Source organism: Streptomyces sp. NPDC008079 (assembly GCF_042957385.1).
GTDB lineage: Bacteria > Actinomycetota > Actinomycetes > Streptomycetales > Streptomycetaceae > Actinacidiphila.
Window position 1 is genome coordinate 172,918 of record NZ_JBIBIC010000008.1, and the last position, 23,030, is coordinate 195,947.

The 23,030-nt window shown below is 72.5% G+C and carries 20 protein-coding genes; 7 read left to right on the forward strand and 13 right to left on the reverse strand.

Annotated features, from left to right (window positions below; translation table 11 throughout):
• Window positions 1-203 precede the first annotated feature (203 nt).
• The 11 genes from ACFZAM_RS19125 to ACFZAM_RS19175 all read right to left on the reverse strand — a co-directional run bounded on the left by ACFZAM_RS19125 (window position 204) and on the right by ACFZAM_RS19175 (window position 13,336).
• Window positions 204-1,664, reverse strand: coding sequence for an aldehyde dehydrogenase family protein (locus tag ACFZAM_RS19125; protein ID WP_391047433.1), 1,461 nt, complete (start codon window positions 1,662-1,664; stop codon window positions 204-206).
• A gap of 158 nt (window positions 1,665-1,822) precedes the next feature.
• Complete coding sequence (locus ACFZAM_RS19130) at window positions 1,823-2,875, reverse strand: cyclase family protein (RefSeq protein WP_391047436.1); 1,053 nt, start codon at window positions 2,873-2,875, stop codon at window positions 1,823-1,825.
• Window positions 2,872-3,903, reverse strand: coding sequence for an alcohol dehydrogenase catalytic domain-containing protein (locus ACFZAM_RS19135; protein ID WP_391047438.1), 1,032 nt, complete (start codon window positions 3,901-3,903; stop codon window positions 2,872-2,874). The genes ACFZAM_RS19130 and ACFZAM_RS19135 overlap by 4 nt, the downstream gene beginning before the upstream one ends.
• Window positions 3,903-4,790: a shikimate dehydrogenase family protein gene (locus ACFZAM_RS19140; RefSeq protein WP_391047439.1), complete on the reverse strand. Its 888-nt coding sequence runs from the start codon at window positions 4,788-4,790 to the stop codon at window positions 3,903-3,905. The genes ACFZAM_RS19135 and ACFZAM_RS19140 overlap by 1 nt, the downstream gene beginning before the upstream one ends.
• The gene (locus ACFZAM_RS19145; protein WP_391047440.1) at window positions 4,787-6,244 is read right to left on the reverse strand and encodes an FGGY family carbohydrate kinase; all 1,458 of its coding nucleotides are present in this window, start codon (window positions 6,242-6,244) and stop codon (window positions 4,787-4,789) included. The genes ACFZAM_RS19140 and ACFZAM_RS19145 overlap by 4 nt, the downstream gene beginning before the upstream one ends.
• 89 nt (window positions 6,245-6,333) lie before the next feature.
• A complete protein-coding gene (locus tag ACFZAM_RS19150) occupies window positions 6,334-7,278 on the reverse strand; it encodes a 2-deoxy-5-keto-D-gluconate 6-phosphate aldolase domain-containing protein (RefSeq protein WP_391047442.1) in 945 nt (314 codons plus the stop codon).
• Window positions 7,279-7,328: 50 nt separating this feature from the next.
• A complete protein-coding gene (locus ACFZAM_RS19155) occupies window positions 7,329-8,432 on the reverse strand; it encodes an ABC transporter permease (protein WP_391047443.1) in 1,104 nt (367 codons plus the stop codon).
• The gene (locus ACFZAM_RS19160) at window positions 8,429-10,003 is read right to left on the reverse strand and encodes an ATP-binding cassette domain-containing protein (RefSeq protein WP_391047446.1); all 1,575 of its coding nucleotides are present in this window, start codon (window positions 10,001-10,003) and stop codon (window positions 8,429-8,431) included. The genes ACFZAM_RS19155 and ACFZAM_RS19160 overlap by 4 nt, the downstream gene beginning before the upstream one ends.
• On the reverse strand, window positions 10,000-11,184 hold the full coding sequence (locus ACFZAM_RS19165; protein ID WP_355344581.1) for a substrate-binding domain-containing protein: 1,185 nt from the start codon (window positions 11,182-11,184) through the stop codon (window positions 10,000-10,002). The genes ACFZAM_RS19160 and ACFZAM_RS19165 overlap by 4 nt, the downstream gene beginning before the upstream one ends.
• Before the next feature lie 59 nt (window positions 11,185-11,243).
• A complete protein-coding gene (locus ACFZAM_RS19170) occupies window positions 11,244-12,038 on the reverse strand; it encodes a DeoR family transcriptional regulator (RefSeq protein WP_391047450.1) in 795 nt (264 codons plus the stop codon).
• 359 nt (window positions 12,039-12,397) lie between these two features.
• Window positions 12,398-13,336, reverse strand: coding sequence for a helix-turn-helix domain-containing protein (locus tag ACFZAM_RS19175; protein WP_391047452.1), 939 nt, complete (start codon window positions 13,334-13,336; stop codon window positions 12,398-12,400).
• A 245-nt stretch (window positions 13,337-13,581) separates the two neighbouring features.
• Between ACFZAM_RS19175 and ACFZAM_RS19180 the strand changes: the two genes are divergently transcribed.
• From ACFZAM_RS19180 to ACFZAM_RS19190, 3 genes are all read left to right on the forward strand, one after another.
• The gene (locus ACFZAM_RS19180) at window positions 13,582-15,066 is read left to right on the forward strand and encodes an MFS transporter (RefSeq protein WP_391047454.1); all 1,485 of its coding nucleotides are present in this window, start codon (window positions 13,582-13,584) and stop codon (window positions 15,064-15,066) included.
• A 209-nt stretch (window positions 15,067-15,275) separates the two neighbouring features.
• The gene (locus ACFZAM_RS19185; protein WP_391047457.1) at window positions 15,276-16,277 is read left to right on the forward strand and encodes an aldo/keto reductase; all 1,002 of its coding nucleotides are present in this window, start codon (window positions 15,276-15,278) and stop codon (window positions 16,275-16,277) included.
• Between the two features lie 106 nt (window positions 16,278-16,383).
• Window positions 16,384-16,968 (forward strand): TetR family transcriptional regulator, encoded by a 585-nt coding sequence (locus ACFZAM_RS19190; RefSeq protein WP_391047459.1) that lies wholly within the window; start codon window positions 16,384-16,386, stop codon window positions 16,966-16,968.
• A 76-nt stretch (window positions 16,969-17,044) separates the two neighbouring features.
• On the opposite strand, the gene ACFZAM_RS19195 is transcribed toward ACFZAM_RS19190, so the two are convergent.
• A complete protein-coding gene (locus ACFZAM_RS19195) occupies window positions 17,045-18,427 on the reverse strand; it encodes a glycine--tRNA ligase (protein ID WP_355344566.1) in 1,383 nt (460 codons plus the stop codon).
• A 172-nt stretch (window positions 18,428-18,599) separates the two neighbouring features.
• On the opposite strand from ACFZAM_RS19195, the gene ACFZAM_RS19200 reads away from it, so the two are divergent.
• From ACFZAM_RS19200 to ACFZAM_RS19215, 4 genes are all read left to right on the forward strand, one after another.
• A complete protein-coding gene (locus ACFZAM_RS19200; protein WP_391047462.1) occupies window positions 18,600-19,589 on the forward strand; it encodes a metal ABC transporter solute-binding protein, Zn/Mn family in 990 nt (329 codons plus the stop codon).
• A 14-nt stretch (window positions 19,590-19,603) separates the two neighbouring features.
• Entirely contained in the window at window positions 19,604-20,413 is an 810-nt protein-coding gene (locus ACFZAM_RS19205; protein WP_391047465.1) for an ATP-binding cassette domain-containing protein, read from the forward strand.
• The gene (locus ACFZAM_RS19210) at window positions 20,413-21,312 is read left to right on the forward strand and encodes a metal ABC transporter permease (RefSeq protein WP_355344557.1); all 900 of its coding nucleotides are present in this window, start codon (window positions 20,413-20,415) and stop codon (window positions 21,310-21,312) included. Before ACFZAM_RS19205 ends, ACFZAM_RS19210 begins: the two co-directional genes overlap by 1 nt.
• Before the next feature lie 65 nt (window positions 21,313-21,377).
• Complete coding sequence (locus ACFZAM_RS19215) at window positions 21,378-21,791, forward strand: Fur family transcriptional regulator (RefSeq protein WP_355344554.1); 414 nt, start codon at window positions 21,378-21,380, stop codon at window positions 21,789-21,791.
• 383 nt (window positions 21,792-22,174) lie between these two features.
• On the opposite strand, the gene ACFZAM_RS19220 is transcribed toward ACFZAM_RS19215, so the two are convergent.
• Complete coding sequence (locus ACFZAM_RS19220) at window positions 22,175-23,005, reverse strand: isoprenyl transferase (RefSeq protein WP_188280782.1); 831 nt, start codon at window positions 23,003-23,005, stop codon at window positions 22,175-22,177.
• Between the last annotated feature and the right edge of the window lie 25 nt (window positions 23,006-23,030).

Sequence of the window (23,030 nt, forward strand, 5' to 3'; positions counted from 1 at the left end):
GGGCGTTTTCGCCGGTGCGCGCCGTGTCGGGCGCGGCGGCGCACGCGCGTCCGGTCACTCGTCGGCCAGGACACTCGTTGGCCAGGTCGTTCGTCGGCCAGGACATCGGGCCGACCGGCCGCTCCCCCCTTGGTGCGGCCGGTCGGCCTCCCCCCGGGCCCGCGGACGTGGCGGCTTCCCCTCCGCGTCCGCCCGCGGGCCGGTCATGACGCGCTGCCGGGCGCTGACGCCTGGTACACGCTCTTGGTCCAGGTGAAGAAGTCCACGGCGGTCTGTCCCTGCTCGCGGTAGGTGTTGGTGGAGGAGTCGCCGACCCCGCCGAAGGGGACGTTCAGCTCGACCCCGCTGGTCGGCCGGTTCACCTTGATCACTCCGGCCCGCACCTCGGAGCTGAACCGGTGCACGGTGTCCAGGTCGTTGGTGACCACACCGGCCGTCAGGCCGAAGCGGGAGTCGTTGACCAGGTCGATGGCCTGGTCGAGGCCCGTGGCGTCGAGCACCGCGACCACCGGGCCGAAGACCTCCTCCTGGGCGACGGTGTCGGCGGGCCGCACGCCGGTCAGCACCGTGGGGCCGAACAGCAGGCCGTCCGGGTCCGCGCCGCCGACCACGGTCCTGGCCCCCTCGGCCAGGGCCTTGTCCACGTAGCCCAGATCGGTGGCGAGTTGGGCGCCGCTGACCACAGGGCCCATCCGTACGCCGTCGGTCAGTCCGTCGCCGGGCCGGTAGGCCGCGGCCTCCTCCCGCAGGGCGTCGAGGAAGGCGTCCTTGACGCCCGGCAGGCAGATCACCCGGCTGGTCGCGGTGCACGCCTGGCCGGTGAGGCCGAAGCCGCCCGCGGCGACGATGCGCGCGGCCACCGCGGCGTCGGCGTCGTCGCAGACCACGACGGCGTTCTTGCCGCCGAGTTCGAGCTGCACCCGGATGCGGCGCGGCGCGGCGGCGGTGTAGATGCCCGCGCCGACGCCCACCGAGCCGGTGAAGGTGACCGCGTCGATCCGCGGCGACGCGACGAGTTGGGCGCCGATCCGGGCGCCGGAGCCGGTCAGCAGGGTGAACACCCCGTCGGGCAGGCCGGCTTCCTGGAGCACCCTGGCCAGGTGCCAGGCGCCCGCGGGGGCTATCTGGGCGGGTTTGAGCACCACCGCGTTGCCGCTGACCAGGGCGGGCGCGGACTTCCAGGCGGGGATGGCGATCGGGAAGTTCCAGGGGGTGATGACCGCGACCGCGCCCAGCGGTTCGCGTCGGCTGTAGACCAGGTCGGTGCCCGCGGCCGAGGGGTACGTCGTGCCGCCGATTCGCCAGCCCTCGCTGCCGTAGAAGCGCAGGATGTCGGCGGCCCGCGCGACCTCGCCGCGCGCCTCCGCGAGGGTCTTGCCCTCCTCGCGGGTGATGTCCCGGGCGGCCTCGTCCGCACGGTCGTCGAGGAGCGCGGCGGCCCGCTCCAGAATCCGGCCGCGGGCGGGGGCCGGGGTGCGTCCCCAGTCGCGGGCGGCGGCGTGGGCGGCGTCCAGCGCGCGCTCCACGGTGGCGGCGTCGAGGTCCGCGCTGAGGCTGACCCGCTGACCGGGGACGGCCGGATTGTCCCGTACCGCCGTCGGGGCGCCGGTCCATCGCCCGCCCACCAGGGACTGAATCTCCAGGACGTCCATGCTGTCGGTCATCTCCTGTGGTTCTCAAGGCCGTTGGGGCCGTCGGAAGTCGTCGGTGGCGTCGGGTCCTCGGTGGCGTCGGGTCGTCGGTGGCGTAGGGTCCTCGGTGGCCCCGGTGGCCCCGGTGGCCCCGGCGCCGTCAGCTCCTTCGGGTCGTACGGGTCCCCGCGTCACTTCAGCGCGAGGGCGTTGGCGGTGGAGCCCGCCGCGCCGGTGAGGTGGAGCGGGGCCGCGGTGAACAGCCCCTCGTGGACGCCGTCCTGGGCGCAGTCCTCGGCCAGGGCCGCGAGGTCGAACAACTCGCCCACCGCGAGCCCTAGTTCGGCGATCAGCGTGTGGTGCAGGAAGGTCTCGGGCCCGCTCATGTCGAACGGCATGGCCTCCACCGCGGGGCAGTCGGCCGCGACCGCGGACAGCTCCAGGCCGCGCAGCCACCGTCTGGTCTCCTGATCGACGGCCAGGCCCGGCGAGGCGAAGAAGCCCTCCGCCGCCAGCGCCTCGCGCGCCGCCCGGTCCAGCCCCTCGTACCAGCGCGTCCAGCCGAAGTGCAGCAACAGGACGTCGCCGGGCCGCGGTTGGGTGCCCTGCGCGGCGAGCGCGGCCGTCACGTCGGCCGCGGTGTAGGCGACCCGGCGGGAGCAGTCGCCGCCGTGCCGCCCATGTCCGACCAGGTCGGCCAGGACGAAGCGGCCCGCGATGCCGCGCCGCGCCCAGTGCTCGATGCCCAGCGGCCCCGCCGCCGCCGCGATGTCGGCGGCCCGGTGGCCGCCGTAATAGGTGCCGTCGGGGCCGCGCACGTGCGCCAGCCCGTCCCACTGCGAGGACCCCTGCGGGTAGAAGGAGTCGAGGCGGTCGTCGAAGCCGTTGCCGAGGTCGATACGGGTGTGCGTGTGGCGGCCCCTGCCGAGGATCGGCGGGTCGGGCAGGGCCAGGTCCCAGTTGAGCGAGAAGACCCGGCCCCGGGTCACCAGCGCGGCGGCGTCCCTGACCCGCTCGGGCGTCTGCCGCGCCACGGCGCCCAGTTCGCCGACGACGGCCTCGGCGGTGCCTGTGGTACCGGTGAGGGCCGACGTACCCGAAGCCGAGTCGTGCACGGCCGACGTACCCGAAGCCGAGTCGTACGCGTCCGACGTACCGGAAACCCCGGCCGTCGAAGCCGAGGCCGCACCGGATGTCCCGTCCTCCCGGCCCCCGTCGGGCTCCTCGCCCCGCGTGCCGGTCATGACGCGTCCACCGAGATCATGGCCTTCATGGCCACCTTGCCCGCCGCCGCGTCGGCCAGCGCCTTCGGCCCCTCCTCCAGCGCGTAGTGGTCGGAGACCAGGTCGTCGACCTCGACCGCGCCGCTGGAGACCAGCTCGATGGCGCGCGGCCAGGTGTGGGCGTAGCGGTGGACGGTGGTGAGGGTGAGTTCGCGGTAGCGGATCAGGGTGGACGACAGCGTGATCGTCGGCGCGGCGGGCACTCCGACCAGTACGGCCCGGCCGCGCGGCCGCAGCCGGGTCATCCCGTCGTCCAGCGCGGTGGGCGCGCCCGAGCACTCCAGGTAGCAGTCGAGGTCAGCGGCCACGTCCTGGAAGGCGGTGCCGGGGTCGGCGCCGACGTGAGCGGTCTCCACGCCGGGCGTGGAGTGCGCGAGCCGGGCCAGTCGGCGCTCGTCGACATCCGCGACGATCACCCGGCCCGCCTTCTCGGCCAGGGCCACCCGCGCCACCAGGGTGCCGATCGGGCCCGCGCCCGCGATGAGCACCTGCTCGCCGGGGAGCACGGCGGCCCGGCCGACGGCCCATACGGCCACCGACAGCGGTTCGAGCAGGGCCGCCCGGGTCGCGGTCATCGCGGCGGGGACGGCGTGCACCGCGCGGCGCGGCAGCACCACGCGCTCGCGCGCCAGCCCGGCGTGCGGCGGCATCCCGAGGAAGCGCATCCGCGCGCAGAGGTTGTACGTACCGGCCAGGCACTCGCGGCACCGGCCGCACCACAGGCCGGGTTCGACGGCGACCAGGTCGCCGGGGGCGAGGTCGCTCACCCGGTCACCGGTCTCCAGGACGGTGCCGGACGCCTCGTGGCCGAGCACGTGCGGCCCGGTGAGCCGGAAGGCGCCGATCCGCCCGTGCGCGTAGAAGTGGGTGTCCGAGCCGCAGAGGCCGACCCGCGCGACCGCGACGCGTACGTCGTCGGCGCCGAGCGCTTCCTCGTCGGTCTCGCCGAGCGCCGCGTCATGGGCGCCCCGCAGGGTGAGAGCACGCATCACGCCACCTCCGCGGCATCGCTCGCGTGCGCGAGCGGATCGGCGAGGTCCGGCGGATCGGGTTCGCCGGAGGGTTCGAGGGTCGGTTCGAGGCCGAGGAAGTCCGCGGTCGGCCCGAGTTGGTGGAGGAGCATGTGGACGCCGGGCACGACCGTGCATCCCGCGCGCCGCGCGTGGTCGAGCAGCCGGGTCCTGGCGGGCTTCATGATGATGTCGCTGACGGCCGTGGCGGGGCTGAGCGCGGCGAGGTCGACGGGCAGCGGATCGGCGGCGCGCATGCCGACCGAGGTGGTGTTGACCAGGACGTCGACGTCGGCGGCGGAGTCCCGCTCGCGCACCTCGCAGCGCACGGCCGGGTAGTGGCGGCCGACCTGCTCGGCCAGGGCGACGGCGCGGGCGGTGGTCCGGTTGCGGACGGCCAGGTGCGAGACGCCCGCGGCGGCCAGCGCCATGGCGACGGCGCGCGCGCTGCCGCCCGCGCCGAGCAGCAGCACCCGCGCGCCCTCCAGCCGCACCCCGTGCGCGCGCAGCCCCGCGACCAGGCCGGGGCCGTCGTACTGCCCGCCGAGCAGCCGCCCGTCGGGCAGCCTGCGGATGACGTTGCTCGCCCCGGCCCTGACGGCGTCCTCGGTGAGGTCGTCGAGGAGCCCGGCGATGTGCTCCTTGTGCGGCATGGTGACCCCGATGCCCGCCAGGTTCTTCCAGGCGCGCGCCGCGGCGACCGCCTGCGCCAGATCCTCGACCCCGACCTGGTACGGCACCACGGCCGCGTCGATGCCGCGCTGGCGGAAGAAGCGGTTCATCACCTCGGGCGTGCGCACATGGGCCACCGGGTCGGCGAAGTGCGCGTAGATCCGGGTGTGCCCGGTGATGGGGTGGGACGTCATGATGCGGTGAACTCCGTCCAGTCGTCGATCCAGGTGCCGAGGTCGGGGATGAGTCCGCAGGCCAGCGCCGCCATCCGGGCGGCGCCGCAGGCGCCGGCCTCGGCGCCGACGGGCAGCCGGACCGAGCCGAGCACGCGGGCGCGGACCGCCCTGATGTAGCCGGACGTGTACCAGCCGCCCGCGGCGATCAGCGCGTTGCCGGGGCCGCCGAGCGCGTCGAGCAGGCCGATCGCGTCGCGGCAGCGCCAGGAGGTCAGTTCGACCAGTACGGCCCACGCCTCGGCGTCCGGCAGTCCGTGGAGGGCGGCCACCACGGCGGCCGGGTCGAGCGGGGCCATCGGCCGGGCCGCGCTGCCGAGGGTGACGGCGAATTCGGCCGCGCGGCCGGTCGCGGGCAGGCGGGCCGCGGCCCTGCCGAGCGCGTCGACGTCGGCGAGGGTCCGTTCGGCGCCGAGCCGGTCGTCGAGCAGGGCGCGCAGCAGGCGTCCGGTGCCGAGGACGCCGAAGAGGTAGTCGCGGCCGGGGATGATGTGCGGACCGCGCTCGAATCCGGCGGCCACCGCCCGGGTCAGCGGGCCGGGGTCCTTGGCGGCGGGCCGGGAGCGGATCAGCGCCTCCCCGGTGCCGAGGCTGTCGAAGCAGTCGTCGGGGTGTACGGCCCCGGCGCCGATCGCGCCCGCCAGGTGGTCGTGGCCCGCGACGGTGACGACCGCGCCGCCGACCAGCGGCAGACCGGCCCGCGCGGTGCCGGTGGGCGACCCGGCGGGCAGCAGTTCCGGCATCGCGGCGGGGTCGAGCCCCGCCCGGTCCACGCCGTGCTTCCACCACTCGCGGGCGGTCACGTCCATGAAACCGCTGCGCGCGGCGAGCGACCACTCGGCGGTGGCCCGGCCGCCCGCCCAATGGGCGGCCCACTCCGGTACGTTCAGCCAGCTCACGGCCTTGCCGGTCGGGCCGGACCTCGTACCGGAAGCGGTGGACGTAACCGTCCGGGGCCCGGCGGACGACGCCGACCGTCCGTCCAGTCGGGGCAGCAGCCACGCCACCTTGACGGCCGAGGCGCGGGTGGTGGGCCGCAGGCCGGTGGTGGCGGTGAAGCCGTCGCCCTGTTCGGCGAGGAGAGCGGCCAGTTCGTCCGCCCCGCTGGTGTCGAACCAGGCCACGGCCGGTGCGACGGGTGTGCCGTCGGCGGCGAGCGCGTACCCCGCCTCGGCCATGCCCGCGAAGCCGACGGCGAGCGCGTGGCGGCCGGGCAGGCGGTCGGCGAGCTGCCGGAAGAGGCCGTCCAGCGCGCCGGACAGGTCCTCGTGCCCGAGCACCGTCGTCCCGGCGGCGAGCCGCCACGGGGTGTCGGCCCTGACCACCGCCAGCTCGTGGCCGCGCTCGTCGGTGGCGCACACCTTCACCGTGGTGGTGCCGATGTCCACGCCGACGACGCATGCCGTCCTTGCCATCACAGCCTCCTCAGCCGAAGATCCGGAATCCGCCGCTTTGTCCTGTCTACCGGTCGCGCGCCCGTCCGTACGGCCACGGCACGGTCCGGTCAGCGCGCCGCGCTCGGCACGTCCTCTCCGAGGGAGTACGCGGTGACCAGCCGTCGCAGCCGGCCGGCGATCGAGGCGACCACCTGCTCCTCGTCGAGGTCCCCGCGGAGATAGCCGTCGAAGGCGTCGATCCACAGGCTGCGGCCGATGGCGAAGCCGATGTAGCCGTCCACCCCGCGGATCTGCCGCACCCACTCCGCGACCGCGTCCATGTCCGCGCCGCCGCCGAGCAGCACCAGGGAGGTCGGGTACGGCGCCCCGGCCCGGCAGTGGTCGGCGACCACCGCGTAGTCGGCCTCGGCGGCCAGCGGCTCCAGCTTCCACACGTGCGGCCACACGCCCGCGTCCTGGTACTCCGAGACCGTCCGCAGCAGCAGTTCCGTGTGGTGCGCGCGCTGCCAGCGCTCCTTGTCTCCGCCTTCCGCGGCGAGCTGCGCGTCGGTCGGCGGGACCAGCATCTCCAGCATGAAGGGCCGCCGGTTGGCCTGGCACCAGTCGAGCACCTGGCGGGCGCGGGCGGTCTGCCGGGCCCTGCGCCCGGCGGGCAGTTCGGGGTTGTGCACGATGAGCGCCTTGACCATGTCCGGGCCGAGCGCGTCCAGGCGGGCGGCGAAGTCGTCGCCGCCGGTGAGGACGAACTCGCCGGTGTTGATGTCGAAGACCGGGGACCGGCTCTCCTCGACGGGCAGCACCAGGCAGCAACCGGCCTCCCGTACGCGGGGGATGGTCCGTTCGCCGTACTCCTCGTCTATCAGCACCCCGAGGTTGGCCGGGTCGGTGCCGCCTTCGGCGATCGTGCGGACCAGCGCGTCGAAGGCCAGGTCCTTCACCCGGCCGAACGCCTCCCGGCGTTCGGCGGCCGGCACCGCGTCACCGAACAGCCCGCGCATCACCGCCCGGTGGTCCATGGCCAGGACCAGGAGCGGATGGGGGACGTCAGTCATCGTGTGTCCTTTCGAGAGGGGGTGGGGCAGCGGCCGACCGGACGGGCGGGTCATGCCGGACCCCGGCGTTCACCGGTCCTGCGGCGGGCGACGAAGCGCGCGGCGAGGACGGCGACCAGCAGGGCGAGGCCGTTGAAGAGCGGCTGCACCCAGAACGGGACGCCGAGCAGGCTCAAGCCGTTGAAACCGACGGCGAGCAGCAGGATCGCGACGATCACACCGGGCACGTTGTAGAAGCCCGGACGGTAGGTGGTGACGCCCAGGAACGCGGCGGCGTAGGCGGGCAGCAGCAGGTCGGGGCCGAGACTGGGGGTCACGGAACCGGCCTGGCCGAGCTGGAGCACGGCGGCCAGCGAGACCAGCCCGCCGGCGCAGCCGAAGGCGAGGATCTTGTACCGGCCGGTGCGCACACCGGCCAGGAACGCCACGCGCTCGGAGCCGCCGATCGCGTACAGCCGGGCGCCGACCGGGGTGTGCTGGAGCAGGTAGAAGCAGATGACGGCCACGATCGCGACGATCCACACCGCCCAGGCGACCTGCACCGCGTAGCCGCGGCCGAGGGTCTTGGCCAGGCCGGGAACGGTCGTGAGGATGGCGCCGTTGCTGAGCATCAGGGTCATCGCGGAGAGCACGATTCCCATGCCCAGGGTCGCGATGAACGAGTTGATGCCGAACACCACGTTGAGCACACCGTTCCAGGCACCGGCCACCACCCCGCAGCCGGCCATCGCGAGGAACACCGCGGTCACCGGCCAGCCCTGGCCGGTCAGATAGGCGCCGAGCATCGCGCAGAAGCCGAGCAGATAGCCGACCGACAGGTCGAACTCGCCGACGATCAGCGGGAAGAGCACCGCCAGCGTCATCAGCGCGATCACGGACTGGCTGACCAGCAGCGAGGTCCAGTTCTGCCGGGTGGCGAAGTTGGGGGTGGCCATGCTGAACACCACGATCAGCACCACCAGCAGCACGATCTGGGCGTAGCGCTGGATGAGGGCTTCGCCGATCGTACGCAGGAGGCCGGCGCCGTGGGACCGCCCGGCAATCGGTTGCCGGTCGGCGGCCGGTTGCCGGTCGGCGGCCGGTTGCCGGTCGGCGGTCACGGCGCCCCCGGTCAGCGCGTCGGGCTTCGCTGTGTCGAGGTCTTCTCTGCTCATCTCGGACCGTCCTCCTGTGGACTCGCCACGATCCTGGCCAGCTTGACGGGGTTGTCGGGGACGGGGATCTCCTGCGCCCCGGCGCCGGGGCGCAGCACCACCATCCGGTCGCAGTACGCGGTGAGCTGCTCGAACTCCGAGGAGAACAGGACCGCGCCCATGCCCTGGTCCACGCGTTTCCTGACCGCTTCGAACATCAGGAGCCGCGCGCCCGGGTCGACGCCGTTGGTCGGTTCGTCGAGCACCAGGACCTTCGGGTCGGTCGACAGCCACTTGCCGAGCAGCACCTTCTGCTGGTTGCCGCCGCTGAGGCTGCCGAGGGAGGCGGAGGGGTCGCGCGGCCGTACGTCGAGTTCGCGGATCACCCGGCCGATCGCCTCCCGCAGCGCCGACCCGCGGTGCCAGAACCGGCGCAGCGAGGGGAGCGCGATGTTGTCGGCGACGCTCAGGACGGCGACGCCGCCGTGCGAGAGCCGGTCCCTGGGCAGCAGCGCCACGCCCTGCCTGCGGGCGGTGGAAGCGGTCCAGGCGCGGGTGGGTTCGAACCCCCGCAAGCGGACGGTGCCCGAGCGGGGCGGCACGCCGCCCGCGAGGAGATACGGCAGTTCGTCCACGCCGGAGTCGGGCAGGCCGGTGACGCCGACGATCTCGCCCGCGCGGATGTCGAGGTCCAGCGGGTCGAGCCGGTGGCCGGTCAGCCCGCGGATCTCCATCAGAGTCCGGTCCGCGCCGTCCACGGGCGGCGCCCCCGCGCCGTACGCCTCGCGGGAGCCGGGGGCGGCGGGCTCCTTGCGGTGTCCGGCCCCGGCCGCCTGCTCGGCGGCCAGCCGCTGCTCAGGGAGCATGTACTCGATGATCCGGGCCGCGCTGACCTCGGCGGACGGTCCCTCGTACTGCGTACGACCGGCCGCCAGCACGGTGAGGCGGTCGGCGTACTGGGTGATCTCGCCGATCCGGTGGGTGACCATGAGGACCGCCGTGCCCCGGTCGGCGAGCCTGCGGACCAGGCCGAGGACCTGTTCCGCGTCGTCCTGCCGCAGCGAGGCGGTGACCTCGTCGAGGACGAGGATGCGGCTGCCCTGTCCGGTGGCGACGGCGAGGGACACCATCGCCCGTTCGGCGGGGCCGAGTTCGGCGCAGGTGGTACGGGCGTCGACCGGCACCTCGTGCTCGTCGAGCAGCCGCTGCGCGCGCCGTACCAGCGCCCGGTGGCTGAGCCCGAGGGCGGGGACGCCCTCGAAGCCGCCGAGCAGCGCGACGCAGTCCGCGACCCTGAGCGTGTCGACCAGCGGCGCCTCCTGGTGGACGACGCCGACGCCCGCCGCGCGGGAGTCCATCGGCGACGACCACTCCTGCGGGGCGCCGTCCACCAGCAGGTGGCCGCTGTCCGGGCCGAACACCCCGCTCATGATCTTGATCAGGGTGGACTTGCCCGAGCCGTTCGCCCCGGCCAGCGCGTGCACCGCGCCGGGGACCAGGCCGAGTGAGACGTCCCACAGGGCCTGGGTGGCACCGAAGGTCTTGCACAGCGAGCGCGCCGCCATGACCTCATCGGTTGCCCGGGTGGTCACTTCGTGCCCCAGAGCTTGTGGTACTCGGCGGCGACGTCGAACGGCAGCTTCCACTGGTCGTTGTTGCCGATCATGTTGTCCTTGGTGAGCAGGACCGTGATGGCGCCCTCGTTGGCCGGTTCGACGGCGGGCTGCTTCTGCACCGTGCGGATCATCTGGTCGACGGTCGCGTAGCCGTACAGCGAGGGGATCTCGATGACGGTCGCGCCCTGGATGTCGCCCTCGCGGATGAACTGCCGGTTGATCGGGTCGCCGACCGCGCTGACCAGCTTGACCTTGGCGCCGAGACCGGCCTGCCTGATCGCGTTGACCTCCGCCGCGGCGGCGGCGTCGAAGCCGGTGTAGACGTAGGTGGCGTTCGCGTGCTGCTGGAGGGTCGAGACGGTACGGGTGCCCAGGGCGCCCGAGGCGATCTCGTCGGTGGTGAAGTTGACCGGCTTGAGCACCTTGCACGCCGCGCACTTCTTCATCTCGGCGACGAAGGCGTTGTACGTGACCGTGTTGGACAGGTACTCGCTGGTGATGACCGGCTGGACCACGGCGGTGCCCTTGGAGTCGGCGATCACCCAGTCCGCCTGCATCCGGCCGTTGGCGCCGTAGTCGGGTGCCACGTCGAGGTCGAAGTCGATCTGGCCGGGCTCCAGTTCGGGCTTGGGGTTGGGGGAGCCGGTGCCGTTGTTCATCGAGATCACCGGAATCCCGGCCTTCTTGGCTGCCTCCAGGCCCTGCTGGACGAGCTTGGAGTCGATGGAGACCGTGGCGATCACATCGGCCCGGTTGGAGACGGCGTTGAGGATCATGTTGTTCTGGGTACGGGCGTTGGACTGGCCGTCGTAGATCGTGGGCTTCCAGCCGAGGGTCTTCACGATGCCCTTGACCGCTTCGGCGGGGGTGTTGCAGCCGCCGATGGCGACACCGCACGGGATGATCGCGACCTTGATGTTCTTGGGCACGGTGACCGGCTTGTCGGTCGGTCCAGCGAAGGACTCGGGACCCTTCTGCGCGGCCTGCACCGCGGTGACGAACTGGCTGACGTCCTGGCTCTGCCCGGAGTCGGCCGCGCCGCTGTCACCGCCGGAGCCGTCGTTGGAGGGCGCGCACGCGGTGGCGAGCCCGAGCCCGATGCACGCGGCAGCGATGACCGCTGCCCTCGCCCTTGACGTGAGGACTGTGGAAGGCATACCTCGCTCCTTTGCGGTGGTACACGTCGCCGTGGCGGCGGTGTCTGCGGGATCGCTTGTCATGGGATCGGAACCACTTCGATCGCCAGCCCGGAGGACTCCAGGGCCCGCAGCAGTTCCGGTGGGGCGTCGGCGTCGGTGATCAGGAGATCGGGCTGGGAGGTGTCGGCGAACCGGGCGAAGTGGTCCTTGCCGATCTTGCTGCTGTCGCAGAGGACGACGGTCCGCTTGGCGGCGCGGATCATCGCCTCCTTGACCGCGGCCTCGGCCGGGTCGGGGGTGGAGAAGCCGTGCCGGGGCGAGACCCCGTAGGTGCCGATGAAGGCGACGTCGACGTGGACGCGCGCGATGGCGCCGAGCGCGGGGGCGTCGACCTCGGCCAGGGTGTTGGCCCGGACGCGGCCACCGAGGGTGTGGACGCTGAGTCCTTGTTTGCCCGCGAGCGCGATCGCCGCCTGGAGGCTGTTGGTCATGACGACCAGCGAGGGACCGCCGGGAAATATCTCGGCCATCCGGCCGGTGGTGGTCCCGGCGTCGATGATCACCGCGCCCTCGTCGGGCATGTGCTTGACCGCGGCGTGGGCGATCAGGTCCTTCGCCACCGCCATCAGCCGCCTGCGCGACTGGAGGTCGGGGACGAGGTGCTCACGGTCGAGGAGGATCGCTCCGCCGTGCACCCGCTGGACGAGACCGCGGCGCTCCAGCAGCACCAGATCGCGGCGGATCGTCTCCGACGTCACCTCCAGCCGGTCGGCCGCGGCGACGACTTCGAGCCGCCCGTTGGCCTTGAGCTGGTCGAGCAGCGCTCGCCGACGTTCCTCCGCGAAGTGCGCGGATGTGCCGTTAACGCTCATCGCGGGCCCTTCCGTGCCAACCTCACTTTTGCTTCGTGTGGAATTCATACCTGTATCCACGCAATGCCACAAGAGGCTGTGCGAGGAAGAGTGTCCGAATGAGACATTCCGTGGCCGATGAGCGACCAAGCATGACCATAGAGTGACGAGTTGATCACGTGGAGGAGCGTGAAGCGGGCATTCCCTCCCATAGGCTCCCTATGGAAACGCCACACCCGTCATGGGTCTGTGTGGATATTCCAAATCCGCAGACGCGCCCGGCCCCCCGCGCCGAGGAGGCACGGGGGGCCGGAAGGGGGCCGGAAGGGGGCCGGAAGGGGGGTCCGCCGGCGGCCGGAAGGCCGGGGTTCGCTCGCGGATCAGCCCGCGATCGGCTGCCGCTCCTGCGCGGAGACCAGCGCGTGCAGCCGGTTGAGGCGCTCGCGGGTGAGGTCGTCGGCCGGGGTGTACGTGGTCAGGCGGGGGCCCTGCTGCGGGCCGAGCCACAGGTGGGTGAAGTCGAAGGAGAGCAGGCCGACTTCGGGGTTCAGATAGCGCTTGATGTGGCCGTCGGGCTGGAGCACCTCGTGCCGTTCCCACATCTCGCGGAAGTCGGGCGAGCTCTGCTGGAGCCGCTTGAGCAGCTCGCGCCAGGCGGGCTCCGCCAGGTGCTGGGCCATCGAGACGCGGAATTTGGCGGCCATCAGCCGGATGCTCTCCTCGCGGTCGACCATCCGCTCGCGCCACAGCGGGTCGGTGAACGACAGCCACATGACGTTGCGGTCCTCGACGGGCAGCGCGTCCAGGTCGCTGACCAGCCTGCCGTAAGTGCGGTTGTACGCGATCACGTCGTACCGGCTGTTGACGACCGCGGCGGGCAGCGGCGCGAGCTGGTCGACCATGGCGAGCAGCGCGGGTGACATGCCGGGGCATTCCAGGTGCGGGTGCGGGTCGGCGGTCCCGGCGAGGGTGAACAGGTGCTTGCGCTCGTTGTGGTCGAGCATCAGGGCGCGCGCGATGGCGTCGGCGACCTGCCCGGAGACCTGGATCTCCCGCGCCTGCTCCAGCCACGTGTACCAGGTGACCCCGACGGCGGCGAGCTGTGCGACCTCCTCGCGGCGCAGTCCGGGCGTCCGGCGCCGACGGCCGGGCGGCAGCCCGACCTGGTCCGGTGAGATCCGCTCCCGGCGGCTGCGCAGAAAGGACGCCAGCTCCTGGCGGCGGCTCTCCGCGGCGGCGGCCTCGGGCACATCGGCCCCGGAGACGTCCAGCGAGACGCTCCCCTGACCCGACGGGGCGGCGGCCGAGTCCGGCGACACGGTCCCCGTCCCCGCGGGAACGGGGACCGAATCCGGGGAAACGACGCCCGAATCCGGGGCGACAGTGCCCGGGCCCGGGGTCACGGTGCTCGGCGGGAAAGCGCTGGCGTCTGCGGTCATATTCCCAGAGTGCCCGATCCGGCAGCCGGTTGCCAGGTGGTGCGTATACCTGGATAAACGCTCTCTGGTACCACCCTGAGAACGGGTCCAGTGTGGACCATGTGACCGACCGAATGGAACCCACCATGACCTCCCGGGCTCAGGTGCTCCCCCGCGTGACCCGCATCGGGGCGCCCGCCCGGAACTCTTCCGTCCCCACCCGCTCGCACTCCCCCGCCCCGGCCCCCGGCCTGAGCTCCCTCGGCCTGCTGACCGTGCTGCTCGGCGCGGCGCTGCCGATGGTGGACTTCTTCATCGTCAACGTGGCCCTGCCCACCATCGACCGCGACCTGCACGCCGGACCCGCGGTCCTGGAGATGGTCGTCGCGGGCTACGGCGTCGCCTACGCGGTGCTGCTCGTGCTCGGCGGGCGGCTCGGCGACATGTTCGGCCGCCGCAATCTCTTCCTGTGGGGCCTCGGCCTGTTCGCCGTGACCTCGCTGGCCTGCGGCGTCGCCCCCTCCGCCTGGACCCTGGTGGCGGCCCGCGTCGCCCAGGGCGCCGCCTCCGCGCTGCTGCTCCCGCAGGCGCTGGCCACCATCCAGTCCGCGACCTCGGGCGGCGCCCGCGGCAAGGCGCTGAGCTACTACGGCGCGACCGCGGGCATCGCCAGCGTCGTCGGCCAGGTGCTCGGCGGCGTGCTGGTCTCCGCGGACATCGCGGGCAGCGGCTGGCGGGCGATCTTCCTGGTCAACGTGCCGGTGGCGGCCGTCGCGCTGGCGCTGGCGCTGGCGCTGAAGTCGGTGCCGGAGACGCGGTCCGCGCACCCGGCCCGTATCGACAAGCCCGGCACCGCACTGCTCGCGGTCACGCTGATCACCCTGCTGCTGCCGCTCACCGAGGGCCGGGCGGCCGGCTGGCCGCTGTGGTCGTGGGTGCTGCTCGCGGTCTTCCCGCTCGCCGCGGCGGCCTTCGTGGCGGTCGAGCGGCGCGGTGAGCGCGACGGCGGCAATCCGCTGATCCCGCCGTCGCTGCTGCGCGTCCACAGCGTGCGCAGCGGTCTGCTGCTCATCGTGCCCTTCTGCCTCGGCTTCGGCGGCTTCATGTTCGTCGTGGCGGTGGCCATGCAGGACGGGCTGCGCTTCGGGGCGCTGGAGGCGGGGGCCGCGCTGGCCCCGCTGTGCGCCGCCTTCTTCGCCGCCTCGCTGCTCGGTCCGCGGATGGTGGCCCGCTTCGGCCGCCGTGTGGTGACCGCGGGCTCGCTGGTCCAGGGCGTCGGCCTGGTGGCGCTGGCCGCGACCTTCCACTACGGCGGCACGGGTCTGAGCATCGCGGAGCTGGCGCCGAGCATGGCCGTGATCGGCTTCGGCCAGGGCTTCGTCCTGCCGGTGGTGCTCCGGATCGTGCTCAGTGAGGTGCCGGCCGCGCAGGCCGGGGTCGGCAGCGGCGCAATGGCGACCACCCAGCAGTCCAGCCTCGCGCTGGGCGTGGCCACTCTCGGCACGCTGTTCCTGACCCTGTCCGGTTCGATCGGCGTACGGGACGCCCTGGTCTGGGCGCTGGTCGCGCAGCTCGCGGCGGTGGTCGCGACGGTCGCGCTGAGCACCCGGCTGCCGCGCAGAATCGTCTAGCGACGGGCACCTCGGCCCGAAGTCCCCGCCCCGAACCGGCCCCGGTCCGCGCCCCCGAGAGGACCGGCCCACCGCCCCGGGCCGAGGACGGCCCCCAGGGGCACGGTCGCACGAAATGTGGACTGACAGATGTTGATATCTGTCAGTCCACATGTGACGGTGGAGGCGCACACCCGTCCCGCCGACGACCCCGAAGGGGACCCCCACCGATGCGCACCCGCACCCTCGGCACCACAGGACCCGTCGTCTCCGCCCTCGGCCTCGGCTGCATGGGCATGTCCGGCGCGTACGGCGCCTCCGACGACGCCGAGTCCGTCGCCACCATCCACGCCGCGCTGGACGCGGGCGTGACCCTGCTCGACACCGGCGACTTCTACGGCATGGGCCTGAACGAACTGCTGATCCGCGACGCCCTGCGGGCCCGCCCCGGCAGCCGCGACCAGGCCGTCATCAGCGTCAAATTCGGCGCGCTGCGCGATGTCGAGGGCGGCTTCGGCGGCTACGACGGCCGCCCTGTCGCGATCCGCAACTTCCTCGCGTACTCCCTGAACCGGCTCGGCACCGACCACATCGACATCTACCGGATCGCCCGCGTCGACCCGGACGTGCCGATCGAGGAGACCGTCGGCGCGATCGCCGAGCTGGTCCAGGCCGGGCACGTCCGGCACATCGGGCTGTCCGAGGTCGGCGCGGAGACGCTGCGCAGGGCCGCCTCCGTCGCCCCGATCGCCGACCTCCAGATCGAGTACAGCCTCTTCTCGCGCGGCATCGAGGACCGGATCCTGCCCACCGCCCGCGATCTCGGCATCGGCGTGACGGCGTACGGCGTGCTCTCGCGCGGGCTGCTCAGCGGGCACTGGACCCGGGGCAGCGGCACGGAGGCGGGCGACTTCCGCAGCTACAACCCGCGCTTTTCCGGGGAGAATCTGGAGCGCAACCTCGGCCTGGTCGAGGCGCTGCGCGAGGTCGCGGACGGCAAGGGCGTCACGGTCGCGCAGGCCGCCATCGCCTGGGTGCTGTCCCGCGGCGACGACATCGTGCCGCTGATCGGCGCCCGCCGCAGGGACCGGCTCACCGAGGCGCTCTCCGCGCTCGACCTGACGCTGGACGCCGCGGACATCGCCGACATCGAGCGGGCCGTCCCGGCCGCGGAGGTCGCGGGCACCCGCTACGACCCCCGGCAGATGACCCATCTGGACAGCGAGCGCTGAGCCGGCGGCGCCCTGCCGCACACTGGACGGCGACGGCCCCGGCGATCTCGGCGGCCGTCGCCGTCGCAGAAGCCGTGTCCCGACCCGCCGAAAGGCCGCCTCTCCCATGCCGCCGGAGCCCCTGACCCGTGACCGCGTCCTCGAAGCCACCGAGGACGTGCTGCGCCGCTACGGCCCCGCGAAGGCCACGGTGGTCGATGTGGCGCGGGCGCTCGGGGTCAGCCACGGCAGCGTCTACCGGCACTTCCGCAGCAAGGCGGAGCTGCGCGAGGCGGTCACCCAGAAGTGGCTGGCCGAGGCGCACGCGGCGCTCGCGGACATCGCCGCGGAGGACGGGCCGGCGCCCGAGCGGCTGCCGCGCTGGCTCGCCGAACTCTTCGCGGCCAAGCGGCGCAAGGCCGGGCTCGACCCGGAACTCTTCGCGACCTTCCAGGCGTTGGCGCGCGACAACAGCGGCGCCGTCAGCCGCCACGTGCAGGAGACGATCGGCCAGCTCGCCGGGATCGTCGCGGACGGCGTCAGGCGCGGTGAGTTCGCCCCCTGCGACCGGGCGGCCACCGCCCGCGCCGTCTGGGACGCCACCTGCCGCTTCCACGACCCGGCGCACGCGGCCGAGTGGACCCTGCCGGGTGTCGACGCCGAGTTCACGGCGGTGTGCGAGCTGGTGCTGCGCGGCCTGCGCGCGGACTGACGCACGGGACGACGAGGGCGGGGCCGCGCGATCCGGTCCGTCCGGCTCGCGCGGCCCCGCCCGTGTGCAACCGGCGTCAGCAGCCCAGCAGTCGGCTGCCCAGGTAGGTCTCCACCTGGTCGAGCGACACGCGCTCCTGCTTCATCGTGTCGCGCTCGCGGACCGTCACCGCGTTGTCCTCGAGCGTGTCGAAGTCGACGGTCACGCAGAACGGCGTGCCGATCTCGTCCTGGCGGCGGTAGCGGCGGCCGATGGCGCCCGCGTCGTCGAACTCGATGTTCCAGTTGGCGCGCAGGGCGGTGGCCAGGCCCTTGGCCTTCGGGGACAGCTCGGGGTTGCGGGAGAGCGGCAGGACGGCGACCTTGACCGGCGCGAGGCGCGGGTCGAGCCGCATCACGGTGCGCTTCTCCATGACGCCCTTGGCGTTGGGCGCCTCGTCCTCGTTGTACGCGTCGAGCATGAAGGCCAGCATCGCGCGGTTGACACCGGCCGCGGGCTCGATGACGTACGGGAACCAGCGCTCGCCCGCCTCCTGGTCGAAGTAGGAGAGGTCCTGGCCGGACGCCTTGGAGTGCGAGGAGAGGTCGTAGTCGGTGCGGTTGGCGACGCCCTCCAGCTCACTGAACTCCTGGCCGCCGAAGTTGAAGCGGTACTCGATGTCGGCGGTGCGCTTGGAGTAGTGGGAGAGCTTCTCCTTGGGGTGGTCGAACCACCGGATGTTCTCCTCCCGGATGCCCAGGCCCGTGTACCAGTTCCAGCGCTCCTGCATCCAGTACTCGTGCCACTTCTCGTCCTCGCCGGGCTTGACGAAGAACTCCATCTCCATCTGCTCGAACTCGCGGGTGCGGAAGATGAAGTTGCCCGGCGTGATCTCGTTGCGGAACGACTTGCCCATCTGGGCGATGCCGAACGGCGGCTTCTTGCGCGAAGTGGTCTGCACCTGGGCGAAGTTGGTGAAGATGCCCTGCGCGGTCTCGGGCCGCAGGTACGCCACCGAGCCCGCGTCCTGGGTCGGGCCGAGGTGGGTCTGGAGCATGCCGGAGAACTGCTTGGGCTCGGTGAAGGCGCCCTTGGTGCCGCAGTGCGGGCAGTTGATGTCGGCGAGGCCGTTGGCCGGGGGCTTGCCGTGCTTGGCCTCGTACGCCTCCTCCAGGTGGTCCGCGCGGTAGCGCTTGTGACAGGAGGTGCACTCGGTGAGCGGGTCGGAGAACGTGGCGACGTGGCCGGAGGCCACCCAGACCTCGGGGGCGAGGATCACCGACGAGTCGATTCCCACCACGTCCTCACGGGAGGTCACCATGGCGCGCCACCACTGGCGCTTGATGTTCTCCTTCAGCTCGACGCCCAGCGGCCCGTAGTCCCAGGCGGCCTTGGAGCCGCCGTAGATCTCACTGCTCGGGAAAACGAAGCCACGGCGCTTGCTCAGGCTGACGATGGTGTCGATCTTGTCGGCGGCCACGGTGCTCTCTTCAGTACGACGAAGCGGTCAGTTGCCTCAGATTACCGGCGGGTGCGGTCCCCTTATCAAATCCGTTCCGGAACCCGGCTCCAGGAACCCGGCCGGGAGCGGATCGCGGACCCCGCCCTACGGATATTGACAATCGTTTCCACGTCAGATGAAAATGACAGTCATGAACATCCATCGCCGCCCGATATCCGCCGTCTCCGTCGCCGCCGCGGCCGTGCTCGGCCTGCTGGCACTGTCGGCCTGCTCCGGCGCCGACGCCTCCGAGAACACCTCGGGTGACTCCAAGACCGGCGGAAAACTCAAGGTCACGGCCGCTTTCTACCCGCTGGAGTACCTGGCGGCGCAGATCGGCGCCGACCATGTCGCGGTGACCGACCTCACCAAGCCGGGCGTGGAGCCGCACGACCTGGAGCTGACGCCGAAGGAGACCGGCAGGCTCGGCCAGTCCGATGTGATCGTCTACCTCAAGGGCCTCCAGCCCGCCGTGGACGACGCCGTGAAGCTCTCCGGTGTCAAGCACAAGGTCGACGCCGCGTCGCTGACCCCACTGGAGTCCCACGGCACCGAGGTGGACGGCACGCACCACACGACCGGCGACAACGGCACCGGCGGCGGCAGCGAGGAAGGCGCGGGCGCCGACCCGCACATCTGGCTGGACCCGGTGAAGTACGCCGAGGTCGCCAAGGGCGTCGGCAAGGCGCTGGAGCAGGCCGACCCGGCGAACGCGGCGGCGTACGGCAAGAACACCGACGCGCTGGTCGCCCGGCTCACCGCCCTGGACACCGCATTCCGCGACGGCCTGAAGAACCGCGCCTCCGACACCTTCGTCACCACGCACGCCGCCTTCGGCTACCTCGCCGAGCGGTACGGGCTGGTCGAGGAGGCCATCAACGGCATCGACCCGGAGAGCGAGCCCAGCGCGGCGCGGGCCAAGGCGCTGCACGACCTGGTGAAGAGCAAGCACGTGTCGACCGTCTTCTTCGAGACGCTGGTCAGCGACGCCACCGCGAAGACCCTCGCGGGCGACCTGAGGCTGCGCACCGACGTCCTCGACCCGATCGAGGGCATCACCGACAAGTCCAAGGGCACCGACTACTTCCAGGTGCAGCGGAGCAATCTGACGGCCCTGCGCGCGGCGCTCGGCGCGAAGTGACGGAGGTCACCGCCATGGACCAGCAAGCCGTCGAAGCGGCCGGGGACACCGGCGCGGTCACGGACCCGGTCATCGCGCTCAGCGGCGCCACCGCCACCCTCGGCGCTCGCCCCGTACTGCGCGGCATCGACCTGACCGTCGGGCGCGGCGAGGTCGTGGCGCTCCTCGGCGCCAACGGCTCGGGCAAGTCCACGGCGGTGCGCGCGGTCATCGGCCAGGTGCCGCTGACCGGCGGCTCGCTGGAGCTGTTCGGTACGCCGCTGCGCCGCTTCCGGCAGTGGGCGCGGATCGGGTACGTGCCGCAGCGCACCACGGCGGCCGGCGGCGTGCCCGCGACCGTACGCGAGGTGGTCTCGGCCGGGCGGCTGGCCCGTACCCGGCTGCGGCCGATGCGCCGCGCCGACCGGGCGGCCGTGGACCGGGCCATCGCCGTCGTCGACCTCACCGACCGCGCGGGCGACTCCGTGGACGCGCTCTCCGGCGGCCAGCACCAGCGGGTGCTGATCGCCCGCGCGCTGGCCGGGGAGCCGGACCTGCTCATCATGGACGAGCCGATGGCGGGCGTGGACCTCGACAGCCAGCGCATCCTCGCGGCGACCCTGCGCGCCCAGGTCGCGGCGGGCACCACCGTCCTGCTGGTCCTGCACGAACTGGGGCCGCTGGAACCGCTGATCGACCGCGCGGTCGTGCTGCGCGACGGCTGCGTGACGTACGAGGGCGCGCCGCCACGGGCACTGGGACAGCACGCCCTGCCGGGCCACGACCACGTACACCCGCACGCGGACACCTCGGCCGCGCCGGTCAGGACGGGACTGCTGAGCTGATGGAATTCCTCGACTACGCCTTCATGCAACGGGCCCTGATCGCCGCCGCGCTGGTCGGCCTCACCGCGCCGGCCATCGGGATCTACCTCGTGCAGCGACGGCAGGCCCTGATGGGCGACGGTATCGGCCATGTCGCGCTGACCGGCGTCGGCCTCGGCTTCCTCCTCCAGTCCAACCCGGTCTGGATGGCCACCGCCGTCTCGGTGGCGGGCGCCGTCGCGATGGAGCTGATCCGCTGGTACGGCAAGACGCGCGGCGACATCGCGTTGGCCATGCTCTTCTACGGCGGCATGGCGGGCGGTGTGATGCTGACCAGCCTCGCGCCGAACGGCTCCAACGCCAACCTGGAGACGTACCTGTTCGGTTCGATCACCACCGTCTCGCCGTCCGACATCACCACGATGTGCCTGCTGGCGGGCTTCGTCATGCTGGTGACCGTGGGTCTGCGGCGGCAGCTCTTCGCGGTGTCGCAGGACGAGGAGTTCGCGCGGGTCACCGGGCTGCCGGTGCGGCTGCTGAATCTGCTGGTCGCGGTCACGGCCGCGCTCACCGTCACGGTCGCGATGCGCGTGGTCGGGCTGCTGCTGGTCAGCGCGCTGATGGTGATCCCCGTCGCGGCGGCGCAGCAGGTCACCCGCAGCTTCCTGGTCACCTTCGTCAGCGCGGTGGCCATCGGCGTCACCGTGACACTGTCCGGCACCGTCACCTCGTACTACGTGGACGTGCCGTCCGGTGCGACGATCGTCCTGATCACCATCGGGCTCTTCATCGTGCTCACCGCGCTCGCCACTCCGCTGGCCAGGAAACGCGCCAGGCGGGCCGCGGCGGAGCGGGAACGGTGCACCCTGGAGGTGGAGGTGCCCGCCGCCCGCGGCGCCGCCGACGAGGTACCCGCCTGAACGGAACGGCCTGGCACAATGGGCCGTCCGGACAGGTGCACGAAGCGACCCAGAAGGAGGCACCGGTGACCACCCATCCCGTACGTGGCCGCTCCACCCGGCAACGGGCCGCCGTGTCGGCCGCTCTCTCGGAGGTCGACGAATTCCGCAGCGCGCAGGATCTGCACGACATCCTGAAGCACCGCGGCGACTCCGTCGGGCTCACCACGGTCTACCGGACCCTTCAGTCGCTGGCCGACGCGGGCGAGATCGATGTCCTCCGGACCGGTGAGGGCGAGTCCGTCTACCGCCGCTGCTCCGGCGGCGGCCACCACCACCACCTCGTCTGCCGCGTCTGCGGCAAGGCCGTCGAGGTCGAGGGGCCCGCCGTCGAGAAGTGGGCCGACGCCGTCGCCGCCGAGCACGGCTTCGCCGATGTCGCCCACACCATGGAGATCTTCGGCACCTGCTCCGACTGCGTCGAGCACCCCCAGCCCTAGCCCACCCCCAAGGGCCTCCCCCGCCCTTCCCCGACCCCGCCCGGACGGCTCTTCCACCGGGGCGGTAGGCCGGTCTTTCCCGGGCGCGGCCCCCGGACGGCTCTTCCACCGGGGCGCCGGCCACGTGTTTTCAGGGGCGCGGGGAACTGCGCGCTCAGCCCCCACCGGGCTTTCAGCCCGAAAACACACAGCAACTGCCCCGCTGGGGCCGGTTTTCAACGGCGCGCCACCGCTGTGGCTGGTCGCGCAGTTCCCCGCGCCCCCAAAAAAGCAGGCCCTGCGCAAGGGCACCCGGCGGCCGGGAAGATCGGGCCGCCGTCCAGGGCGGAGGAACCGTCCGGGGGCGGCCCCGGGAAGGATCGGGCCACCCCGCCCGGGAGGGGCTAGGCGCGTTGGTCGCCGGCGAGCTGGGCCTCGTTGGGGATGGCCCCGCCGAAGCGACGGTCGCGCGAGGCGTATTCGACGCAGGCCCGCCACAGATCGCGCCGGTCGAAATCGGGCCACAGCACGTCCTGGAAGACCATCTCGGCGTAACTGCTCTGCCAGAGCAGATAGTTGGAGGTGCGCTGCTCACCGCTGGGACGCAGGAAGAGATCCACGTCGGGCATGTCGGCGTAGTAGAGATACTTGGCGAAGGTCTTCTCGTTGACCTTGGACGGGTCGAGCCGCCCGTCGGCGACATCACGGGCGATGGCCTGCGCCGCATCGGCGATCTCGGCGCGCCCCCCGTAGTTGACGCAGAAGTACAGCGTCATCGCGTCATTGTCGACGGTCTGCTCCTGGGCGACCTGGAGCTCCTGCACGACGGACTTCCACATCTTGGGCATGCGCCCGACCCACCGGATACGGATGCCGAGTTCGTCCATCTCGTCGCGGCGCCGCCGGATCACGTCCCGGTTGAAGTTCATCAGGAAGCGCACCTCCTCGGGCGAGCGCTTCCAGTTCTCGGTCGAGAAGGCGTACAGCGAGAGGTTCTTGACGCCGATCTCCAGGCAGCCCTTCAGCACGTCCAGGACGACGCCCTCGCCGACCCGGTGGCCCTCGGTGCGCGGCAGGCCGCGCTCCTTGGCCCAGCGGCCGTTGCCGTCCATGACGACGGCCACGTGCTTGGGCACCAGCTCGCTCTGGAGCTTCGGCGGACGCGCCCCCGACGGGTGCGGGTCGGGTGTCCGGTACGAGCTTCGGGAACGGGCCAGAATCCCGTGACGTGCCATGGTGGTACTTCTCCTCATGCCTTCT